This window comes from Streptomyces sp. NPDC014861 (assembly GCF_043081625.1).
In the GTDB taxonomy this organism is placed as follows: Bacteria; Actinomycetota; Actinomycetes; order Streptomycetales; family Streptomycetaceae; genus Streptomyces.
In genome coordinates, this window is record NZ_JBIBWV010000006.1 from 348,645 (window position 1) to 367,496 (window position 18,852).

General features: G+C 75.2%; 15 protein-coding genes. 11 read left to right on the forward strand and 4 right to left on the reverse strand.

Going from position 1 to position 18,852, the window contains the following annotated elements; all coding sequences use genetic code 11:
* Window positions 1-114: 114 nt before the first annotated feature.
* Together ACF1BN_RS16060 and ACF1BN_RS16065 are read right to left on the reverse strand one after the other, a co-directional pair.
* A complete protein-coding gene (locus ACF1BN_RS16060; protein WP_392332234.1) occupies window positions 115-582 on the reverse strand; it encodes an SRPBCC family protein in 468 nt (155 codons plus the stop codon).
* Window positions 583-615: 33 nt separating this feature from the next.
* Window positions 616-1,965, reverse strand: a complete 1,350-nt coding sequence (locus ACF1BN_RS16065) for a diaminopimelate decarboxylase (RefSeq protein ID WP_392332235.1) — start codon at window positions 1,963-1,965, stop codon at window positions 616-618.
* 190 nt (window positions 1,966-2,155) lie between these two features.
* Here ACF1BN_RS16065 and hutU point away from each other — a divergent pair, with 190 nt between their 5' ends.
* From hutU to ACF1BN_RS16120, 11 genes are all read left to right on the forward strand, one after another.
* Entirely contained in the window at window positions 2,156-3,820 is a 1,665-nt protein-coding gene (gene hutU / locus ACF1BN_RS16070; protein ID WP_392332236.1) for a urocanate hydratase, read from the forward strand.
* Between the two features lie 17 nt (window positions 3,821-3,837).
* Window positions 3,838-5,028, forward strand: coding sequence for an allantoate amidohydrolase (locus tag ACF1BN_RS16075; RefSeq protein ID WP_392332305.1), 1,191 nt, complete (start codon window positions 3,838-3,840; stop codon window positions 5,026-5,028).
* The gene (locus ACF1BN_RS16080; RefSeq protein WP_392332237.1) at window positions 5,019-6,356 is read left to right on the forward strand and encodes a formimidoylglutamate deiminase; all 1,338 of its coding nucleotides are present in this window, start codon (window positions 5,019-5,021) and stop codon (window positions 6,354-6,356) included. The genes ACF1BN_RS16075 and ACF1BN_RS16080 overlap by 10 nt, the downstream gene beginning before the upstream one ends.
* 14 nt (window positions 6,357-6,370) lie before the next feature.
* A complete protein-coding gene (gene hutI, locus ACF1BN_RS16085) occupies window positions 6,371-7,624 on the forward strand; it encodes an imidazolonepropionase (protein WP_392332238.1) in 1,254 nt (417 codons plus the stop codon).
* A gap of 100 nt (window positions 7,625-7,724) precedes the next feature.
* Window positions 7,725-8,366: a hypothetical protein gene (locus tag ACF1BN_RS16090; RefSeq protein ID WP_392332239.1), complete on the forward strand. Its 642-nt coding sequence runs from the start codon at window positions 7,725-7,727 to the stop codon at window positions 8,364-8,366.
* A 211-nt stretch (window positions 8,367-8,577) separates the two neighbouring features.
* Complete coding sequence (locus ACF1BN_RS16095; RefSeq protein ID WP_392332240.1) at window positions 8,578-9,678, forward strand: GNAT family N-acetyltransferase; 1,101 nt, start codon at window positions 8,578-8,580, stop codon at window positions 9,676-9,678.
* Between the two features lie 49 nt (window positions 9,679-9,727).
* On the forward strand, window positions 9,728-11,032 hold the full coding sequence (locus tag ACF1BN_RS16100; RefSeq protein ID WP_392332241.1) for a glycosyltransferase: 1,305 nt from the start codon (window positions 9,728-9,730) through the stop codon (window positions 11,030-11,032).
* Window positions 11,029-11,838: a polysaccharide deacetylase family protein gene (locus ACF1BN_RS16105; RefSeq protein WP_392332242.1), complete on the forward strand. Its 810-nt coding sequence runs from the start codon at window positions 11,029-11,031 to the stop codon at window positions 11,836-11,838. The genes ACF1BN_RS16100 and ACF1BN_RS16105 overlap by 4 nt, the downstream gene beginning before the upstream one ends.
* A gap of 137 nt (window positions 11,839-11,975) precedes the next feature.
* Window positions 11,976-13,904, forward strand: coding sequence for a hypothetical protein (locus tag ACF1BN_RS16110; protein WP_392332243.1), 1,929 nt, complete (start codon window positions 11,976-11,978; stop codon window positions 13,902-13,904).
* Window positions 13,901-14,350 (forward strand): hypothetical protein, encoded by a 450-nt coding sequence (locus ACF1BN_RS16115; protein ID WP_392332244.1) that lies wholly within the window; start codon window positions 13,901-13,903, stop codon window positions 14,348-14,350. Before ACF1BN_RS16110 ends, ACF1BN_RS16115 begins: the two co-directional genes overlap by 4 nt.
* Window positions 14,347-15,411, forward strand: coding sequence for a glycoside hydrolase family 26 protein (locus ACF1BN_RS16120; RefSeq protein WP_392332245.1), 1,065 nt, complete (start codon window positions 14,347-14,349; stop codon window positions 15,409-15,411). The genes ACF1BN_RS16115 and ACF1BN_RS16120 overlap by 4 nt, the downstream gene beginning before the upstream one ends.
* A 6-nt stretch (window positions 15,412-15,417) precedes the next feature.
* Here the strand turns inward: ACF1BN_RS16120 and ACF1BN_RS16125 are convergent, their stop codons facing one another.
* Both ACF1BN_RS16125 and ACF1BN_RS16130 read right to left on the reverse strand, forming a co-directional pair.
* Window positions 15,418-17,496, reverse strand: a complete 2,079-nt coding sequence (locus ACF1BN_RS16125) for a lipopolysaccharide biosynthesis protein (protein WP_392332246.1) — start codon at window positions 17,494-17,496, stop codon at window positions 15,418-15,420.
* A complete protein-coding gene (locus ACF1BN_RS16130; RefSeq protein WP_392332247.1) occupies window positions 17,493-18,692 on the reverse strand; it encodes a DegT/DnrJ/EryC1/StrS family aminotransferase in 1,200 nt (399 codons plus the stop codon). Before ACF1BN_RS16130 ends, ACF1BN_RS16125 begins: the two co-directional genes overlap by 4 nt.
* Window positions 18,693-18,852: the final 160 nt, after the last annotated feature.

The following is an 18,852-nucleotide window of genomic DNA, read 5'->3' on the forward strand; positions in this document are numbered from 1 at the left end:
CAGTGACGGTGACGTTACTCAACGGCGCGGTCCCGGGAGGGGGTTCTGGCATTTTCCATCGGAACATGCCCAAGGGCGGCCTGAAGTGATCGACGATGGAGGGTGGACCTCGGGTCAGTAGCGGCTCGTGACCGTCCGGGCGATGTCGTCGAGGTCCTTCGCGAGCGCCTTGGCGACGGCCTTCGAGCCGATGCGGGCGAGGAGGCGGGTGACGAATCCGGGCCTGCGGCCGTCCGCGGGGCCGCCGGAGAAGGTCATCCGGAGCACGCTCGCGTCCGGTCCCTCGGCGCGCAGGGAGAGCTCGGAGACGTAGTGCATGCCGTGCGAGTCGGCGACCGCCACGTACCGGTCGGGCGGCTCGCACTCGGTCACGGTCATCTCCTCCGTGGCCTCCTTGCCCAGCATCTTCCGGGTCTCGCGCCAGCGGGTGCCGACGCCGAAGCCGCCCTCCGTGAGGACCTCGACCCGCTGGACGCCGGAGAGGACCCGGGGCATCTCCGGCAGGTCGGTGATCGCCTCCCAGACGCGGCCGGGCGAGGCGGCGACCCGGCGCTCGACGACGACGGTTGTGGTGGTGGTCATGGTCTCCATCGAAGGGGTTGTGCCGCTTCTCCGCTACCGGACGAGCGCGTCGGCGTGGGCGCCGCCGGCCTCGGCGACGATCTCCTCCGCGGTCTGGGCGGGGCGGACGAGGGCGAAGGAGACCCCGCCGTCGCACGCGACGGTGAAGCCGTGCACGGCGGGGCGGGGCAGGGAGTTGTAGGCGTAGTGGTGGGCGAAGGCGTAGGCGCCGGTGTCCGGGACGGCGACCACGTCGCCGGGGTGGAGCGGCGGCAGGGCGCGGCCGGCGGCCAGCAGGTCACCGGCGAAGCAGGCCGGGCCCGCCACGTCCTGGACGGTGGTCCCGCCGGACCGGGGGCGGCCCTCGGAGTCGTACGCGAGGATCCGCAGCGGCCACGCCTCGGGGGCGTACACGGTCCGGGTGGCGAGCTGGACGCCCGCGTGGGTGACGGCGATCGGGCGTCCGCCGGAGGTCTTGGTGTACTCGACGCGGGTGAGGACCGTGCCGTGCTTGGCCAGCAGGGAGCGACCGAACTCGGTGACCAGGCGGTAGCGGCCGTCGAGGAGGCCGGGGACGGTGGCGGCGAGCAGCCGGGCGTACTCGGCGTGGGTGGGGGTCTCGTCCTCGGAGGCGAAGTTGACCGGGAGGCCGCCGCCGATGTCGAGGGTGTCGATCTGGGGGCGGCCGGCCTTGGTGTTGATCTCCTCGGCCAGCGCGTACGCGGTCCCGACGCCTTCGGCCATCAGGGTGAGGGGGACGCCCTGCGAGCCGGTGTGGGTGTGCAGCCGGGTGAGCCAGGGGCGGTCGAGGAACGCCTGGACGACGGCCTCGCGGGCGCCCTCGTCGCGCAGCGCGACGCCGAACTTGGAGGTGGCGGTGGCCGTGGACAGGGCGCCGATCGTCCCCGCGCCGACCTGGGGGTTGACCCGGAGCCCGAGCGGCGAGGCGGTGGGGGCGGAGGCCACCAGGGCGTCGATGCGGGCCAGTTCCTGGAGGTTGTCGGCGTTGACGGCGATCCCGAGGGCCAGCGCCTCGCGGAGTTCCGCGGGTGTCTTGGCGGGCGAGTCGAGGACCGTACGGGACGGGGGCAGCCCGGCGGCGCGGGCGAGGGCCAGTTCGCCCGGGCTGGCCACCTCGGCGCCGATGCCCGCTTCGGCGAGCAGGCGCAGGACGGGGACGAGCGGGGCGGCCTTCACGGCGAAGGCGTGCAGCACCTCGGCGTCGGTGACGGCGGCGAAGGCGCTGGTCAGCGCGGCGGCGGAGGCGCGGATCCCGGCGGTGTCGAGGAGCGCGACGACGGGGGCGGCGGCGGGGGAGTGGGGCCCCGGGGTGTCTGCGACGGGGGCGAGGAGTCCTTGGGCGACGGCGGCTCGGACGGCGAGGTCGCGGCGGGAGGAGGCCATGGGTCCATCCTGGCGGGCGCGGCGCGGCCCGTCACCGGGGCGTGCGCGGGGGCGCGCAGGGGGCGCTCCGAGGCGCGGGGTGGGCGGCGCGAGCCCCCGCGCGCCGGACGGCCGCACCGCGCCCTGTTGACTACAACTATTCATCACGACAGGATGTGAATATCTGGACGACATCCGAGGAGGCACCGCCATGTCAGGACCCCGCCCCGTACGAGCCCCCCGCGGTACGGAACTGAGCGCCCTGGGATGGCAGCAGGAGGCCGCCCTCCGGATGCTCCAGAACAACCTCGACCCCGAGGTCGCCGAGCACCCCGACAAGCTCGTCGTCTACGGCGGCACCGGCAAGGCCGCCCGCGACTGGCGCTCCTTCGACGCCATGGTCCGCACCCTGCGCACCCTCAAGCAGGACGAGACCATGCTGGTCCAGTCCGGCCGCCCGGTCGGCGTCATGCAGACCCACGAGTGGGCCCCGCGCGTCCTCATCGCCAACTCCAACCTGGTCGGCGACTGGGCCAACTGGGAGGAGTTCCGGCGCCTGGAGCAGCTCGGCCTCACCATGTACGGCCAGATGACGGCCGGCTCCTGGATCTACATCGGCACCCAGGGCATCCTCCAGGGCACCTACGAGACCTTCGCCGCCGTCGCCGCGAAGAAGTTCGGCGGCACCCTGGCCGGCACCATCACCCTCACCGCCGGCCTCGGCGGCATGGGCGGCGCCCAGCCCCTCGCCGTCACCATGAACGACGGCGTCGCCATCTGTGTCGACGTCGACCCGCGCGCCATCGAGCGCCGCATCGAGCACCGCTACCTGGACGTGAGGGCCGACGACCTCGCCCACGCGCTCCGGCTCGCCGTCGAGGCGCGCGACGCCCGCCGCCCGCTCTCCATCGGCCTCCTCGGCAACGCCGCCGAGCTGCTCCCGCGGATGCTCGCCGAGGGCGCCCCGATCGACATCGTGACGGACCAGACCTCCGCCCACGACCCGCTCTCCTACCTCCCGGTCGGCGTCGCCTTCGAGGACATGGCCGACGCCGCCGCCAAGGACCCGGCCGGCTTCACCGTCCGGGCCCGCGAGTCGATGGCCCGGCACGTCGAGGCCATGGTCGGCTTCATGGACGCGGGCGCCGAGGTCTTCGACTACGGCAACTCCATCCGCGGCGAGGCCCGGCTCGCCGGCTACGACCGCGCCTTCGCCTTCCCCGGCTTCGTCCCCGCCTACATCCGCCCGCTGTTCTGCGAGGGCAAGGGCCCGTTCCGCTGGGCCGCCCTCTCCGGCGAGGCCTCCGACATCCACAAGACGGACAAGGCGATCCTCGACCTCTTCCCGGAGAACGAGTCCCTGCACCGCTGGATCAAGATGGCCGGCGAGCGCGTCCACTTCCAGGGCCTCCCGGCCCGCATCTGCTGGCTCGGCCAGGGCGAGCGCGACAAGGCCGGCGACATGTTCAACGACATGGTCGGCAACGGCACCCTCGCCGCGCCCCTCGCGATCGGCCGCGACCACCTCGACTGCGGCTCCGTGGCCTCCCCGTACCGCGAGACCGAGGCCATGCTCGACGGCTCCGACGCCATCGCCGACTGGCCGCTCCTCAACGCCATGGTCAACGTCGCCTCCGGCGCCTCCTGGGTCTCGATCCACCACGGCGGCGGCGTCGGCATGGGCCGCTCCCTCCACGCCGGCCAGGTCTCGGTCGCCGACGGCACGAAGCTCGCGGGCGAGAAGATCCGCCGCGTGCTCACCAACGACCCCGGCATGGGCGTCATCCGCCACGTCGACGCCGGCTACGACATCGCCGAGCGCGTCGCCGACGAGAAGGGCGTCCGCGTCCCGATGCGTGAGGGCGACCAGGCGTGAGCGCCACCTTCCACGCCATGTGGCGGTCGCTGCGGCCCCTCGGCCGCAGCGCCGCCTCGGGCGGCTACCGCCGATACGCCTGGACCGAGGCCGACGCCGACTGCCGGCTCTGGTTCCGGATGCAGGCCGAGGCCCGCCGCCTGGACGTCGAGACCGACCGCAACGGCAACCAGTGGGCCTGGCTCGGCGACCCGACCGCGGGCGACGCCGTCGTCACCGGCTCCCACCTGGACTCCGTGCCCGACGGCGGCGCCTTCGACGGCCCCCTCGGCGTCGTCTCCGCCTTCGCCGCCCTCGACGAACTCCGCTCCCGGGGCGCCTCCTTCAAGCGGCCCCTCGCCATCGTCAACTTCGGCGACGAGGAGGGCGCCCGCTTCGGCCTCGCCTGCGTCGGCTCCCGCCTCACCGCCGGCCGGCTGACGAAGGAGCAGGCGTACGAGCTCCGCGACGCGGACGGCATCACCCTCCCGCAGGCCATGGAGAAGGCCGGGTACGACCCCGAGCGGATCGGCCCCGACCCCGAGCGGCTCGCCCGCGTCGGCGCCTTCGTCGAGCTCCACGTCGAGCAGGGCCGCGCCCTCGACCTCTCCGGGGACGCCGTCGGCATCGCCTCCGCCATCTGGCCGCACGGCCGCTGGCGGTACGACTTCGCCGGCGAGGCCAACCACGCGGGCACCACCCGCCTGGTCGACCGCCGCGACCCCATGCTCACCTACGCCGAGACCGTCCTCGCCGCCCGCCGCGAGGCCGAACTCGCGGGCGCCGTCGCCACCTTCGGCAAGATCGCCGTCGAGCCCAACGGCGTCAACGCGATCCCGTCGCTGGTCCGCGGCTGGCTCGACGCCCGCGCCGCCGACCAAGGCTCCCTGGACGCCGTCGTCGCCGGCGTCGAGACCGCCGCCCGGGAGTACGCCGACCGGCACGGCATCGACCTCGCCGTCGTCCAGGAGTCGTACACCCCCGTCGTGGACTTCTCGCACGCCCTCCGCGACGAGCTGGGCCGCGTCCTCGGGGAGAGGACCCCCGTCCTCGGGACCGGTGCGGGACACGACGCGGGCATCCTGTCGGAATCGATCCCGACCGCCATGCTGTTCGTACGGAACCCCACCGGCGTCTCGCACTCCCCGGCCGAACACGCGGCCGAGGACGACTGCGTCGCCGGGGTCCTCGCACTCGCCGACGTACTGGAGGAGCTGGCGTGCCGCTGACGACGTACTGGCTGGAGCACGCCTGGCTCGGCACCTACGCCGAGCCGGGCGTCGCCCTGGACGTGGCCGACGGGCGGATCGCCGCCGTCCGGACCGGCGTCGACGCCCCGCCGCCCGGCGCCGTCGTCCTGCGCGGCTTCACCGTCCCCGGCCTCGCCAACGCCCACAGCCACGCCTTCCACCGCGCCCTGCGCGGCACCGTCCAGGTCGGCTCCGGCACCTTCTGGACCTGGCGCGAGGTCATGTACGGCGTCGCCCAGCGGCTCACCCCGGACAGCTGCTTCGCGCTCGCCCGGGCCGTGTACGCCGAGATGGCGCTCGCCGGCATCACGGCCGTCGGAGAGTTCCACTACCTCCACCACGCCCCCGGCGGCACCCCCTACGCCGACCCCAACGCCATGGGCGAGGCCCTGATCGCGGCGGCCCGGGAGGCCGGCATCCGCATCACCCTCCTCGACACCGCCTACCTCTCGGCCGGCTTCGGCGCCGCCCCCGAGCACCACCAGCTCCGCTTCTCCGACGGCACCGCCGAGCGGTGGGCCGAGCGGGCGAGCGCCCTGAAGGACCGCGACGGCGTACGGATCGGCGCGGCGATCCACTCCGTCCGGGCCGTCCCCGCCGACCAGCTGTCCACCGTCGCCCGCTGGGCCGAGGAGCGGCGGGCCCCGCTCCACGTCCACCTCTCCGAGCAGACCGCCGAGAACGAGGCCTGCCACGCCGCCCACGGCACCACCCCGACCCGGCTCCTCGCCGACCACGGCGTCCTCGGCCCGCGCACCACCGGCGTCCACAACACCCACATGACCGACGAGGACATCGCGCTCGTCGGCTCCACCTCCACCGGCACCTGCATGTGCCCGACGACCGAACGCGACCTCGCCGACGGCATCGGCCCCGCCGCCGCCCTCCAGAAGGCCGGCTCCCCGCTCTCCCTCGGCAGCGACAGCCACGCCGTCGTCGACCTCCTGGAGGAGGCGCGGGCCATGGAGCTGAACGAGCGGCTGCGCACCCACATCCGGGGCCACTGGACCGCCGCCGCGCTGCTCCGCGCCGCCTCCGCCGACGGCCACGCGGCCCTCGGCTGGGCCGACGCCGGCGCCCTGGAGACCGGCGCCCTCGCCGACTTCACCACGATCGCCCTCGACTCGGTCAGGACAGCGGGACCGGTACCGCGTCTGGCAGCCGAGACGGCGGTATTCGCAGCGTCGGCAGCGGACGTCCGGCACACGGTCGTGGGCGGCCGGCACGTCGTACGGGACGGGGTCCACTCCTCCGTACCGGACGTGGCCCGGTCCCTCGCGGACTCGATCGCCGCCCTGCGCGGCTGAAGGAGACACCCCTCATGAACACCGGCCCCGCGGCGACGAACAACCCGGCGGCGACCTCCGCCCCCACGAGCGCGAACAGCACCGTGGCGACGGCCGCCACCGCCACCGCCATCGTCAACATCGCCGGCCTGGTCACGAACGACCCCTCCCTCGGTGATCACACTCCCCTGGGCCTGATCCAGGACGCGGCCGTCGTCATCGACGGCGACCGGGTCGTCTGGGTCGGTGAATCCAGCAAAGCACCGGCCACTGACAACAAGGTCGACGCGGGCGGCCGGGCGGTGATCCCCGGCTTCGTGGACTCCCACTCGCACCTCGTCTTCGCGGGCGACCGCACGGCCGAGTTCAACGCGCGCATGTCCGGCCAGGCGTACGCGGCGGGCGGCATCCGCACGACGGTCGCGGCCACCCGGGCGGCGTCGGACGAGGCCCTGGAGCGCAACCTGACGCGCTACCTCGACGAGGCCCTGCGCCAGGGCACCACCACCTTCGAGACCAAGTCCGGCTACGGCCTGACCGTCGAGGACGAGGCCCGCGCGCTCCGCATCGCCGCCGCGCACACCGACGAGGTGACCTACCTCGGCGCCCACATCGTCTCCCCCGACCTCGCCGACGACCCGGCCGCCTACGTCGACCTCGTCACCGGCCCGATGCTGGACGCCTGCGCCCCGTACGCCCGCTGGGTGGACGTCTTCTGCGAGAAGGGCGCCTTCGACGGCGACCAGGCCCGCGCGATCCTCACCGCGGGCAAGGCGAAGGGCCTCCTGCCGAGGATCCACGCCAACCAGCTCTCGTACGGCCCCGGCGTCCAGCTCGCGGTGGAACTGGACGCGGCGAGCGCCGACCACTGCACCCACCTCACGGACGCCGACGTCGACGCCCTGGCCTCCGGCAACACGGTCGCCACGCTCCTGCCCGGCGCCGAGTTCTCCACCCGCGCCGAGTGGCCCGACGCCCGCCGCCTGCTCGACGCGGGCGTCACGGTGGCCCTCTCCACGGACTGCAACCCGGGCTCCTCCTTCACCTCCTCCGTCCCGTTCTGCGTCGCGCTCGCCGTACGGGACATGGGCATGACCCCCGACGAGGCCGTCTGGTCCGCCACCGCGGGCGGCGCGGCGGCCCTCCGCCGCACCGACGTCGGCCGTCTGTCCCCCGGCGCCCGCGCGGACCTCACGCTCCTGGACGCCCCCTCCCACGTGCACCTCGCCTACCGCCCCGGCGTCCCGCTGGTCTCGGAGGTCTGGCGCGCGGGCGCCCGCGTCGCCTGACGACGGGTCACCCGCGCACGGTCGAGGCCCGGTCGACCTCAGACGGCGTTGAGTACGCCTACTCATGCCGGCGGTCCCCGGCCGCCCGCATGATTCCCGCATGCGAACTCCTCAGCGCCTCTCCCGGACCGTCACCGTCACCGCCCTCGGCGCCGTCCTCCTGACCGCGGGCGCCACCGGAACGGCGGGCGCCGCGACGCCCGGCCCCAGGGCCACGGCCGCGGCGTCCGCCGCCAGGGCCGCCGTCGTGAAGGTCCCGGCCCTCCCGTGGCGGGACGCGACCCCGGAGGCCCGGTTCCGGAAGTGGGCCGGGAACCTCCTCGACAGCTGCCTGCCGGCCCGGCCCGGCGGCGCGACCGGGGAGCGCGCGGGTCTGTCGGCGACGACCGGCACCCCCGTGGACGAGGTGCGCCTCGGCCTGATCGAGCAGTGCGTCGGGGACTACCACCGGCGTCACATCGCCCAGGCGTTCCCCACCGGCCCGGCCGACTACGCCCAGCTGCGCGCCAGGCTGGTCGGCCTCGGCTACCCGGCGGAGCGCGTCCACCGCGTACCGGGGCACCACGGCTCGCCCGTGGCCCGGATCGACCTGCGCCTCGGACGGTTCGGCGGCGACGTGGCCGTCGACGTGACCGGCTACCGGTACTTCGTGACCGTCGAACCGTTCGGGGTCCCCGCGTCACCGAGCGTGGACGTGACCGACGTGCGGAGGAAGCCGGTCCTCGACGGGCCCACGTCCTGACCCTCCGGCTCCCCGTCACCCCGTCAGCGCCCGCACCGACCCCTCCGCCCGGCCGCCTCGCGCACCGCCGCGCGGGCGGGGACGCTCGGCGGACGTGTGCGGGCGCGCCCCCTCCGTGATCGAAAGGCCGAGTATGCCTGCCGCGGAGGGGTTCGGCCCGGTACCGTCCTGTCCTGGCAGTGCTCAGGGGGATGACCGGGGGGTCGGCTAGGTGGGTGCGTGGCGTGTGCGGGTCGTGCGGCCGGGGGAGCTGGGCCCGCGCGAGATCGAGGCGTGGCGGGAGCTGAGGGCCAAGTCCGGCGCTCCCGCGAACCCGTTCATGGAACCGGAGTTCACCCTCGCCGTCGGCTCCGTGCGGCCCCGCTCGCGGGTCGCGGTGTGGTCGGAGGACGGCGAACCCGTCGGCTTCTTCCCCTACGAGAAGGGGCCGCTGGGACGCGGCCGGGCCATCGGCTTCGGCGTCTCCGACAGCCAGGGCGGGATCTTCCGGCCCGGACTGCGGCCCGGCACGCGGGCGCTGCTCCGCGCCTGCGGGCTCGTCTTCTGGGAGTACGACAACCTGGAGACCGGGCAGCCCGTCTTCGAGGGCGCCGCCGACGAGTCCTTCGCCTCGCCCGTCATCGACGTCGGCGAGGGCTACGCGGCCTACGAGGCGCTCCTGCGCGTCCAGTCGCCGAAGTTCCTGAGGACCACCCTCGCCAAGGACCGCAAGCTCGCCCGCCAGGCCGACGGCGAGGTGCGGTTCGTCTTCGACGAGCGCGACCCGGCCGCCCTGCGCACCCTCATGGCGTGGAAGTCCGCCCAGTACCGCCGCACCGGGCGCGGCGACCGCTTCGCACAGGAGTGGATCAGCACCCTGGTCCGCCGCCTCCACGAACAGCGCACGCCCGGCTGCTCCGGCGTCCTGTCCGTGCTGTACGTGGGCGACCGCCCGATCGCCGCCCACTTCGGGCTGCGGTCCGCGACCGTCCTGTCGTGCTGGTTCCCCGCGTACGACCCCGAGTACGCCAAGTACTCCCCGGGCCTCGTCCTCCATCTGCGGATGGCGGCGGGCGCGGCGGAGGCGGGCATCGGGACGCTCGACCTCGGGCGGGGCGCCGCCGAGTACAAGGACTCCCTGAAGACCGGCGAGCTCACCGTGTACGAGGGCGCCGTCACCCGGCCCGACCCGCGCACCGCCCTGCACTGGCTGCGCCGCGAGCCCGTCCGCGCCGCCCACGCCTACGTCCGGGCCCGCCCGGCCCTGGCAGCCCGGGCCCGCGAGGCCCTGAACACGGCCGCCCGCCTGCGCGGCGACCGCCGACAGCCCTGAGGGGGCACCGCAAGGCGCAGGGGAGCACCGAAGCCGTGGGAGAGCACCGATGAACCGACCGCAGTCCGCCGTGTCCGGCCCGTCCGCCGTCTCCGTCGCCGAGCTGGAGCTGGGCGCGGGCGGGCCCCGCCTCCGCCCCGCGCCCGGGGCGGACGAGCCCGTCCCCGGGGACGTCTACGCCCTCGTCCGGGTCGACGGCCGCCCCGCCGCCACCGTCCTCGGGCGGTACCGGGCGGGCGAGGACCCGGCCGAGGTGCTCGCCGCGCTCGCGGAGAAGCGGCTCATGGAGAGCGCCGCTCCCCATGCCGACGCCGAACGGCTCGCCGCACAGGAAGCGGCGCTCTCCATACCCGCGCCCGGCCCCGCCGCCCCGCCCCGCGCCTCCGTGATCGTCGCCACCCGCGAGCGCGCCGGCTCCCTCGCCCGCGCCCTGGACTCGCTGCTCGCGCAGGACCACCCCGACCACGAGGTGATCGTGGTCGACAACGCGCCCCGCACCTCCGCCACCCGCGACCTCGTCACCGGGACGTACGCGGACCGCGTCCGGTACGTGCGCGAGGACCGGCCCGGGCTCGCCGCCGCCCACAACGCCGGGGTCGCCTCCGCCGAGGGCGAGGTCCTGGCCTTCACGGACGACGACGTGATCGCCGACCCGCGCTGGCTGAGCGCGCTCGCCGCGCCCTTCGCCGCCGACCCCGGACTCGGCTGCGTCACCGGCCTGATCCTGCCCGCCCGGCTCGGCACCCCCGCCCAGATCCTCCTGGAGTCCCACGGCGGCTTCGCCAAGGGCTTCGCGCCCCGGCTGTACGACCCGGCCCGGCCGCCCGCGGACGAGCCGCTGTTCCCGTTCACGGCGGGCAGCTTCGGCTCCGGCGCCAACATGGCCTTCCGGGCCTCCGCGCTCCGCCGCGCCGGCGGCTTCGACCCCGCCACCGGCACCGGGACCCCGGCGAGGGGCGGCGACGACCTCTACGCCTTCGTCGCCGTCCTCGCCGCCGGACACCGGCTCCGCTACACGCCCGACGCCCTCGTCTGGCACCACCACCGCGAGACCTGGCAGGACCTCAGGAACCAGGCGTACGGCTACGGCGCCGGGCTCACCGCGTACCTCACCGCCACCCTCGTCCGCCGCCCCGCCCTGCTCCCCGCGCTCCTCGCCCGGCTCCCGCGCGGCCTCGCGCACGCCCGCACGATGACGGCCGAACGGGGCGGCGGGAGCGACGGGGTCCCCGGCGAGCACGGCACCCACCACCACCCGTGGCCCGCCTCCCTCTCCCGCCTCGAACGGCGCGGGATGCTGTACGGCCCGGTGGGCTACCTCAAGGCGCGACTCTCCCAGGGAGCCTCCCGATGAGCGGCGCCCCCGCGCACACCCGCATCCCCGTCCTCCTCTACCACCCCGTGATGGACGACCCGCCCGCCTGGATCGCCGAATTCACCGTCACCCCGCGCCAGTTCGCCGCGCATCTGGACGTGGTCACCGGCAGCGGGCGCACCCCGCTCACCGTCGGCGCGCTCGTCGGACACCTCGCCGCCGGGACCCCGCTGCCGCCCCGGCCCGTCGTCCTCACCTTCGACGACGGCTTCGCCGACCTCGCGGGACCCACCGCCGAGGCGCTCGCCGCCCGGTCGCTGCCCGCCACCGCGTACCTCACCACCGGTGCCCTCGCCCCCGGCCGGCCGTGCCTCCTGCCGCCCGCGCCGATGATGACCCTGGCGCAGGCGCCCCGCCTGGAGGAGTACGGGATGGAGGTCGGCGGGCACACCGTCAGCCACCCCCAGCTCGACACCCTCCGGCCCGCCGCCCTCCGCGCCGAACTGCGCGACTCCAAGGCCGAACTGGAGGACGTCCTCGGCCACGAGGTCCGCCACCTCGCCTACCCGCACGGCTACAACAGCCCCGCCGTGCGCCGGGCCGCGCGGGCCGCCGGATACGCCTCCGCCGTCGCCGTCCGGCACGCGCTCAGCTCCCGGACCGACGAGCTCTTTCGGCTCGCCCGGCTCATCGTCCGCCGCGACCACACCGCCGCCGACGTCGAGGCGTGGATGGAGGGCCGGGGCGCCAGGACCGCCCCCTACCCCGACTCGCTCCCCACCGTCGGCTGGCGGCTCTACCGCCGGGCGAAAGCGCTGGTGAAGGGCCCGGAGTTCGCCGGCTGAACGGCCACCGGCACCGGCCGGACGAGCCGGACCGGGATCGACGAAGCCCGTGCGCGAGACGGGAGTTGTGCACCAGGACAGAACCGAAGTACGTTCCCTTGCCTCGTCCGAGGGGACAGTGGGGGGAGAACGCGATCGTGCGACAGCACCACCAGGAGCCGGCACCGGTGAGCGAGGGGGCCGTGCCCGCACAGCCCGGCGCCCCCGGCCGGGAGGACGACGACCGTCCGGATCCGACCGCGCCGCAGCCGCGCCGCACCGCCCCACCCGCCCTCGCCTGGCTCCCCCCGGCCCTCCTGGTGCTCGGCCTCGGCCTGTGGGCGGTCTCGCTGCCCCTGGTCGACTTCCGCTCCATGGTCGACTACGGACTCCTCGACCGGTTGCCCGTCCTCTTCTACGCCTCCCTCGCCGTCCTCACGGCCGGCTTCCTGGTGGCCCTGCGCCGCGCCGGGACCTCACCGGGCTGGCCGCTCGTCTACTGCGTCGGACTCCTCGTCGCCCTCAAGGCGGCGCCGGCCGTCCTCTACGACTCGGTGCGCTACCCGTGGGCGTCCAAGCACGACGCCGTCGTCAACACCATCCTCGGCGCCGGTGAACTCCGCCCGCACGCGGCCCTGTCCGGCAACATGTCCGCCTACGACCAGTGGCCGGGCTTCTTCACGCTCAACGCGGCGCTCGTCCGCGCCTTCGGCGTCGAGTCCACCGCCGTCTACCTCAACTGGGCGCCCATCGTCCTCGGCCTGATCCTCCTCCCGGTGCTGGTGCTCCTCTACCGCACCTTCACCGAGGACTGGCGGCTCGTCTGGGCGGCCGTCTGGATCTTCCAGCTCGCCAACTGGGTCGGCCAGGACTACCTCGCCCCGCAGGGCCTCGCCTACGTCCTCCACCTGACCGTGCTCGCCGTCGTGCTGCGCCACTTCGTCCGGCCCGGCTCCGCCGGACGGCTCCGCGACCGCGCCGCGCTCGACCCGGCCGCCGCCGCCGTGCCGCCGTCCACCACCACCCGGCAGCGGGCCGTCGGGGTGCTGATCCTCTCCCCGCTGATCCTGGGGATCAACGCGGTCCACCAGCTCACCCCGGTCATGCTCTGCGTCGTCCTGGCCGCCCTCTGCCTCACCCGCCGCTACCGCAACCTCGGTCTCCTCGCCGTCACCGGCCTGATCATGCTGGCCTGGAACCTCACCATGGGCCGCCCGCTCTTCCTGGAGACCCTCGGCACCCTCAAGGACTCCCTCGGCCGGCTCACCCAGAACTCCCGAGCCGGATACACCGGACAGCTCACCGGGCCCGGGCCCGAACTCGCCGGCCGGGCCGGCATCGCCATGGCCCTCGCCGTCGTCCTCTTCGCCGGCGTCGCCGTCCTGCTCCGCCGCCGCCTCACCCGCGGCGCCCTGCCGCTGCTGCTCGCCTCGGCCGCCCCCGTACCGCTCTTCGCCGTCAACGACTACGGCGGCGAGATGCTCTTCCGCGTCTACCTCTTCGGACTGCCCGGCGCCGCGTTCTTCGCCGCCGCCGCGCTCGTCCCCGCCGCCGGCGGCGCCCGCCGAAGCCGCGCGGCGGTCGCCCGCCGCCGGGTCACCGCCGTCGCCCTCCCGGCCGTCCTCCTCGCCCTGACGGCGGGCTTCCTGCCCGCCTACTACGGCAAGGACGCCATGTACTACACCCCGCCCGCCGAGTCCGCCCTCGTCACCCGCGCCATCGACCAGATGCCGGACGACGGGCTCCTCCTCGCCACTTCCGGCTCCTTCCCCCAGGCCCTGCACCGCTACGACGAGGTCGAGCACTGGTGGTTCTGCGAACAGGACCCTGCCGAGAACGAGAAGATGCTCGCCGACCCCGCGCGCTACCTCACCGACCGGCTCCCGCGCGGCGTCACCGCCCGCGTCGTCCTCACCCGCACCCAGGACATCTACACCGCGGGCGAGGGCCTGCTGCCCGCCGGCGGCTTCGACGTCCTGCGCGACCGGCTCAAGGCGTCCCCGCTGTTCAGGACCGTCGAGGAACACCCGTACGGGATCGTCCTCGACCACATCCCGTCGACCACCACCCCGGGCGGTGCCTCGTGACCACCAACCCGACCGCTCCCGCCCCCCGGAACCGGGGGAACCTCGTCAGAGCCGCCGTCGCCGCCTCCGGCTGGGTCGCCCTCGCCGCGACCCTGCTCCCGGACGGCTTCCCGCTCCGCTGGCCGCCCGTGCTCCTCTTCGTCTGCCTCGGCCCCGGCACGGCCCTGCTCCACCCGCAGCCGCGCGGACTGCGCCCCGGCGCGCGCCTGGAGGCCTTCGCCCTCGCCGCCCCGCTCAGCCTCGCCCTCGCCGCGCTCACCGCCACCTTCCTCTTCCTGATCGGAGGTTTCTCCGTGCCCGCCTTCCTCGTCCCGCTCGCCGCCTTCACCACGGTCGCCGTCCTCCTTCCCGGTCTCCCGCTGCCCGCCGCCACCGGAGGCGCCGTCGCCCCCGCGGACGCCGAGTCCTTCCTGCCCCGCGAACGAGGGCCCGGTGGGGGCCGGTGACCGGCGGCCGGCACGCCCGGGGCACCGCCACCGGACGCCTCGCGGTCGCCCTCGCCGCCGTCGGCGCGCTGACCGCCGGGATAGGGGTGTGGGCCACCGTCGCCGAGGGCGACGACCGCTGCGCCCCCGACACCCGGCTCGTCGCCCCCTGCGGAGCCTGGTGGGGCGCGTATCTCCCCTACGACCGGGACAGTTCGCTCACCCGGCCGGTGTACGCCTTCGAGCGGAAGATCGGCCGCAAGCTCGACCTCGTGTACACGTACCACGACATGTCGGGCAACGCGCTCGACGGGACCCTCCTCACCGACGACGAGCGCGAACTCGGCCGGGACCGGCTGCTGATGCTCGCCTGGGAGTCCACCGTCTGGAAGGAACCCCACCACGAGGGCTGGACCGAGACCCAGCTCGGCTGGAAGAACATCGCCTCCGGGCAGTACGACGCCGAGATCATCGACCCGCAGATCCGCCGCGTGAAGGACTACGGCAAGCGGGTCTTCCTCTCCTTCGACCAGGAGGTCGACGCCCGCATCAAGGAGGGGGCCGGCACCCCCGCCGAGTACGTCGCCGCCTACCGGCACCTCCACGACCGCTTCCGGAAGCTCGGCGCCGACAACGTCGTCTGGGTGTGGACCGTCTCCGGCTACCTCGGGATGGCCGAGGAGATGAAGAGCCTCTACCCCGGCGACCGGTACGTCGACTGGCTCGGCATGGACCAGTACAACTACTACCGCTGCCACGACACCGACGCCTGGCGGGACTTCGAGGCCAGCCAGCGCCCCACCTACGACTGGCTCCGCGAGAACATCGCCGACGACAAGCCGGTCATGCTCGCCGAGTTCGCGACCGCCCCCGACCCGGAGCGCCCGCAGCGCCAGCGGGACTGGTACGCGAAGATCCCGGCCGTCGCGCCGACCCTGCCCGAGGCCAAGGCGTACGTCCACTGGAACCGGGCCGTGCCCGGACCCGGGTGCGACCTCACCGTGAACTCCGGAGCGGGTCTCGACGGCTACCGGGCGGCCGGGCAGGACGCCTGGTTCCGGCAGCCCCTGCCGCGGCGCTGAGCCCGCTCAGGAGCGCAGACCGCGGATCGCGTACACCGCCATCGTGACGCCGGACAGGCCGAGCAGCAGCGGGAGCGGGGCGGTGGCGAGGGACTGCTGGGCCGCCCAGCCGGCCCATATCAGTACCCACACCGCCCCGGCCGCGATCCGCCCGCCCGCGCCCAGCAGCCGCAGCAGGAGCGCCGCGAGCGCCAGGCACAGGCCCTGCGCCACCACCGGCGCCGCCCAGGCCGCCGGGCCGGTGCCGAGCAGCTCGGCCGCCGGACCCGCGGCCGGCGGCGGGAGCAGGCCCACGAACGCGGGCGCGGTGTGCAGGGCGAGGAAGGTGGCCAGCAGCACCGCGCACGCGTAGCCGCCGCGGAAGACGCGCACCCCGACGGCCGCGCCCTGGAGGCCGACCAGCACCAGGCCGGCCAGCAGGGTCGGCACCGGGAGCGCGGCGAGCAGGTCCCGGCCGGAGGGCCGGGCGGCGTCGAGCGGCGCGGCGAAGGCGAGCGGCAGCCAGAAGACGAGCACCGCGACCGCGAGCAGCGCCCACAGGACGGCGGCGGGCGAGCGGTCCCGCGCGTCCGGGTGCCGGGTGCCGGGCGCGGGCTCGGGCGGCCGGGGCACGTACACGGGGATGCCGTACGCGGGCGTGACCGTGTCCTGGGCGGCCGTCGAGCGCAGATAGGCGCTCTGCCGCGCCCAGCTGGTGCCGTAGCCGTCGTCGTCCCCGGGGGCGGCGGGCGCCGGCGGGGCGGCCTCGGGCGCCTTGCCCCTGAGGACCGCCCGCAGGCCCGGGACGCAGACCACGGCCATCACGGTCATCCCGCCGAGCACCGCCATCCCGGCCCCGCTGATGCCGTACGGGCCGAGCAGCACGACCGCGCTGCCGAGGACGAGCACGCACATGCCGCCCTGCACGGCGGCGAGCATGCCGGTGCGGCCCTGGACGCGGAGCACCCCGATGTACAGCTCCACCGCGACCCGGGGGAGCGCCCCGGCGGCGAGCAGCCGCAGCACCGTGGAGCCGTTGTCGGTGTAGCCCGGGCCGAAGGGGGCGAGGATCAGCGGCGCGAAGAGGACGAGGACCAGGACGACCGGGACGAGCAGCACCACCATCCGGCGCAGCGCGCCGCGGACGCCCTCGGCGAGCGAGTCGGGGCTGTGGGAGGCGTGCGCGGTCAGGGAGGAGGCCATGTTGATGGCCATGAACTCCATGGTGCCGCCGACCGTGTACGCCGTGTAGAAGAAGGCGTTGTGCGCGGCGTCGAAGCGGACCGCGACCATGACCGGCAGCAGGCTGATCATGAGGAGGCTGAAGAACGCGCCCACCGCGTCCCCGGCGACGAACCGCCGGATCTCGCGGTACGTGGGCGGCTCGCGGTCCCTGTCGGCGCGGGCCTGCTGCGGGATGAGCCGGCGGAAGACCAGCCAGGCCAGCGGGATCGTGGAGAACGCGATCGCCGCCGCCCAGGAGACGAAGACGCCGAGGACGGGCAGGGCGGCGGCGAGCACGACCAGCAGGGCGAGCTTGCCGACGGAGAAGACGGCGTTGCCCACCGGCACCCAGAACGCCTTGCGCAGCCCGGTGAGGACCCCGTCCTGGAGGCTGAGCAGCGCCCAGCCGACCGAGGAGAGGGTGAAGAAGATCCCGGCGGAGAGGGTGCCCAGCGGGGCGTACGAGGGCCCCCACCAGTCCAGGGTGAGCAGGAAGATCCCGGAGGCGGCGGCCACCACCACGCTGCTGAGGAGGTAGAGGCGCAGCACGAGCGGGCCGGTGGCGCGGCCGGCCCGGGGGACGTAGCGGACGACGGCGCCGGCGAGGGTGGTCGCCGTGATGGAGGCGAGCATCCGCTGGGCGGCGATGGCGGCGGAGCCCTGGCCGACGGCCTCCTCCGTGTAGTAGCGGGCGGCGACCAGCCAGAAGCCGAGGCCGAGGGCGGCCGAGACGCCGGTGGAGAGCATCAGGGCGTAGGCGTTGCGGAAGAGCGAGTCCTCGCCGGGGGAGTCCTCGCCGGCGGCCTTCGCCTCGGAGGCCCCGGTGCCGGGTGCCCCCGGGGCGTCCGGTTCGGCGCCCCGGGTCCGTACGGTGTCGGTCACCGGGCGCCGCCCGGGGCGGGCGCGGGCACGGCGGGGCGGGCGCCGGAGGCGCGCAGCGCGGCGAGCGCCTCGTCGGCGCGGCGCGGGTCCACGGGCAGGGCGTGCCGGGCGAACCAGGCGGCGGCGGCCGGGGCGGGGGAGGGGTCGGTGAAGGCCTCGCCCGCGTAGCCGTCGAGGGGCGGGTCGTAGAGGTAGCCGACGGTGATCCGGCGGCGGGCGAGCGCGGCGACGGCGGAGTCCCGGTCCTCGACGAACAGCGGGGTCCGGAAGAGCGGCGGGACCTCGCCGTCGGCGGGGAGGCCCTGGGCGGAGTACTCGCTCGCGAGGAGGCGGGCGGTGCCGGCGCGATGGGCGTCGAGGACGGAGTCGAGGGCGGCGAGCCGGTGGCGGGCGTGGCGGAGGCGGGCGGCGCCGGGGCGGAGCCGGTAGTCGTGCATGTCGACGCGGATCCAGGAGTGGAAGGGATCGAGGGCGGGTGCCGTGGCGAGGGCCCGGGCCAGCTCGTCGGGGCGCAGCGGCATCCGGATGCCGGGTCGTTCGTGCAGTCCGGCGGCGCGCAGGGCGGCGTGGGCGGGGCGGGCGAGGCGCAGGCCGCGGGCGGCGGACTCGGCGTAGGGGCGGGCCAGGTAGGCGAGTTCCCCGGTGAGCCGGGCGGGGCGGAGCATCGCGTCCCGCTCGGCGGCGAGTCCGTCGCGCAGCCGGGGGTCGGCGACGGTGAGGAAGCCGCCGGTCCTGGCGCCGGTGTGCTTGGAGAGGCTGAAGACGGAGGCGTCGCCCCAGGCGCCGACCGGGCGGCCGCCGACGGTGGTGCCGATGGCGTGGGCGGCGTCCTCCAGGAGCGGGATGCCGAGCCGGTCGCAGCGGGCGCGCAGTGCGGGGGCCGGGTCGGGGTTGCCGTACAGATTGGTGGTGAGGACGGCGGAGAGCCCGGACCAGACGGAGTCGGGGACGGCCGCCGGGTCGAGGGAGCCGTCGCGCGGGTCGAGCGGGGCCTGTACGGGCCGGAGGCCGGCGGCGAGCACCACGAAGAAGATGACGTCGTCGTTGACGGGCGACATGAGCACCCGGCCTCCGGGCGCGCACCAGCGGCGCAGCGCGAGGTAGAGGCCGAGGCGGCACGACGGCACGTAGAGGCACGCCCGGCCCCCCAGCCGGACGCGCATGCGTTCTTCCAGTTCCGCGTAAGCAGAAACCATGTGATTCCCCCCTGGCTCCACGGGCTCAATGTCGCCCATACCGGGCGGGGTCGTCAACAAGTTCCCGCCCCGGCCGCCGTGGGCGCGCGGAAGGGCCCGTCCGGGTCGGTCGACCGTGAACGGGCCCTTTCCGTCGCTATCTTGACGGTTCGCGGGGAGC

Excerpts from the sequence above, each read along its gene's own strand:
- ACF1BN_RS16060 (WP_392332234.1), bottom strand. The coding sequence starts at position 582 with ATGACCACCACCACAACCGTCGTCGTCGAGCGCCGGGTCGCCGCCTCG.
- ACF1BN_RS16065 (WP_392332235.1), bottom strand. The coding sequence starts at position 1,965 with ATGGCCTCCTCCCGCCGCGACCTCGCCGTCCGAGCCGCCGTCGCCCAA.
- hutU (WP_392332236.1), top strand. The coding sequence starts at position 2,156 with ATGTCAGGACCCCGCCCCGTACGAGCCCCCCGCGGTACGGAACTGAGC.
- ACF1BN_RS16075 (WP_392332305.1), top strand. The coding sequence starts at position 3,838 with ATGTGGCGGTCGCTGCGGCCCCTCGGCCGCAGCGCCGCCTCGGGCGGC.
- hutI (WP_392332238.1), top strand. The coding sequence starts at position 6,371 with ATGAACACCGGCCCCGCGGCGACGAACAACCCGGCGGCGACCTCCGCC.
- ACF1BN_RS16090 (WP_392332239.1), top strand. The coding sequence starts at position 7,725 with ATGCGAACTCCTCAGCGCCTCTCCCGGACCGTCACCGTCACCGCCCTC.
- ACF1BN_RS16100 (WP_392332241.1), top strand. The coding sequence starts at position 9,728 with ATGAACCGACCGCAGTCCGCCGTGTCCGGCCCGTCCGCCGTCTCCGTC.
- ACF1BN_RS16105 (WP_392332242.1), top strand. The coding sequence starts at position 11,029 with ATGAGCGGCGCCCCCGCGCACACCCGCATCCCCGTCCTCCTCTACCAC.
- ACF1BN_RS16130 (WP_392332247.1), bottom strand. The coding sequence starts at position 18,692 with ATGGTTTCTGCTTACGCGGAACTGGAAGAACGCATGCGCGTCCGGCTG.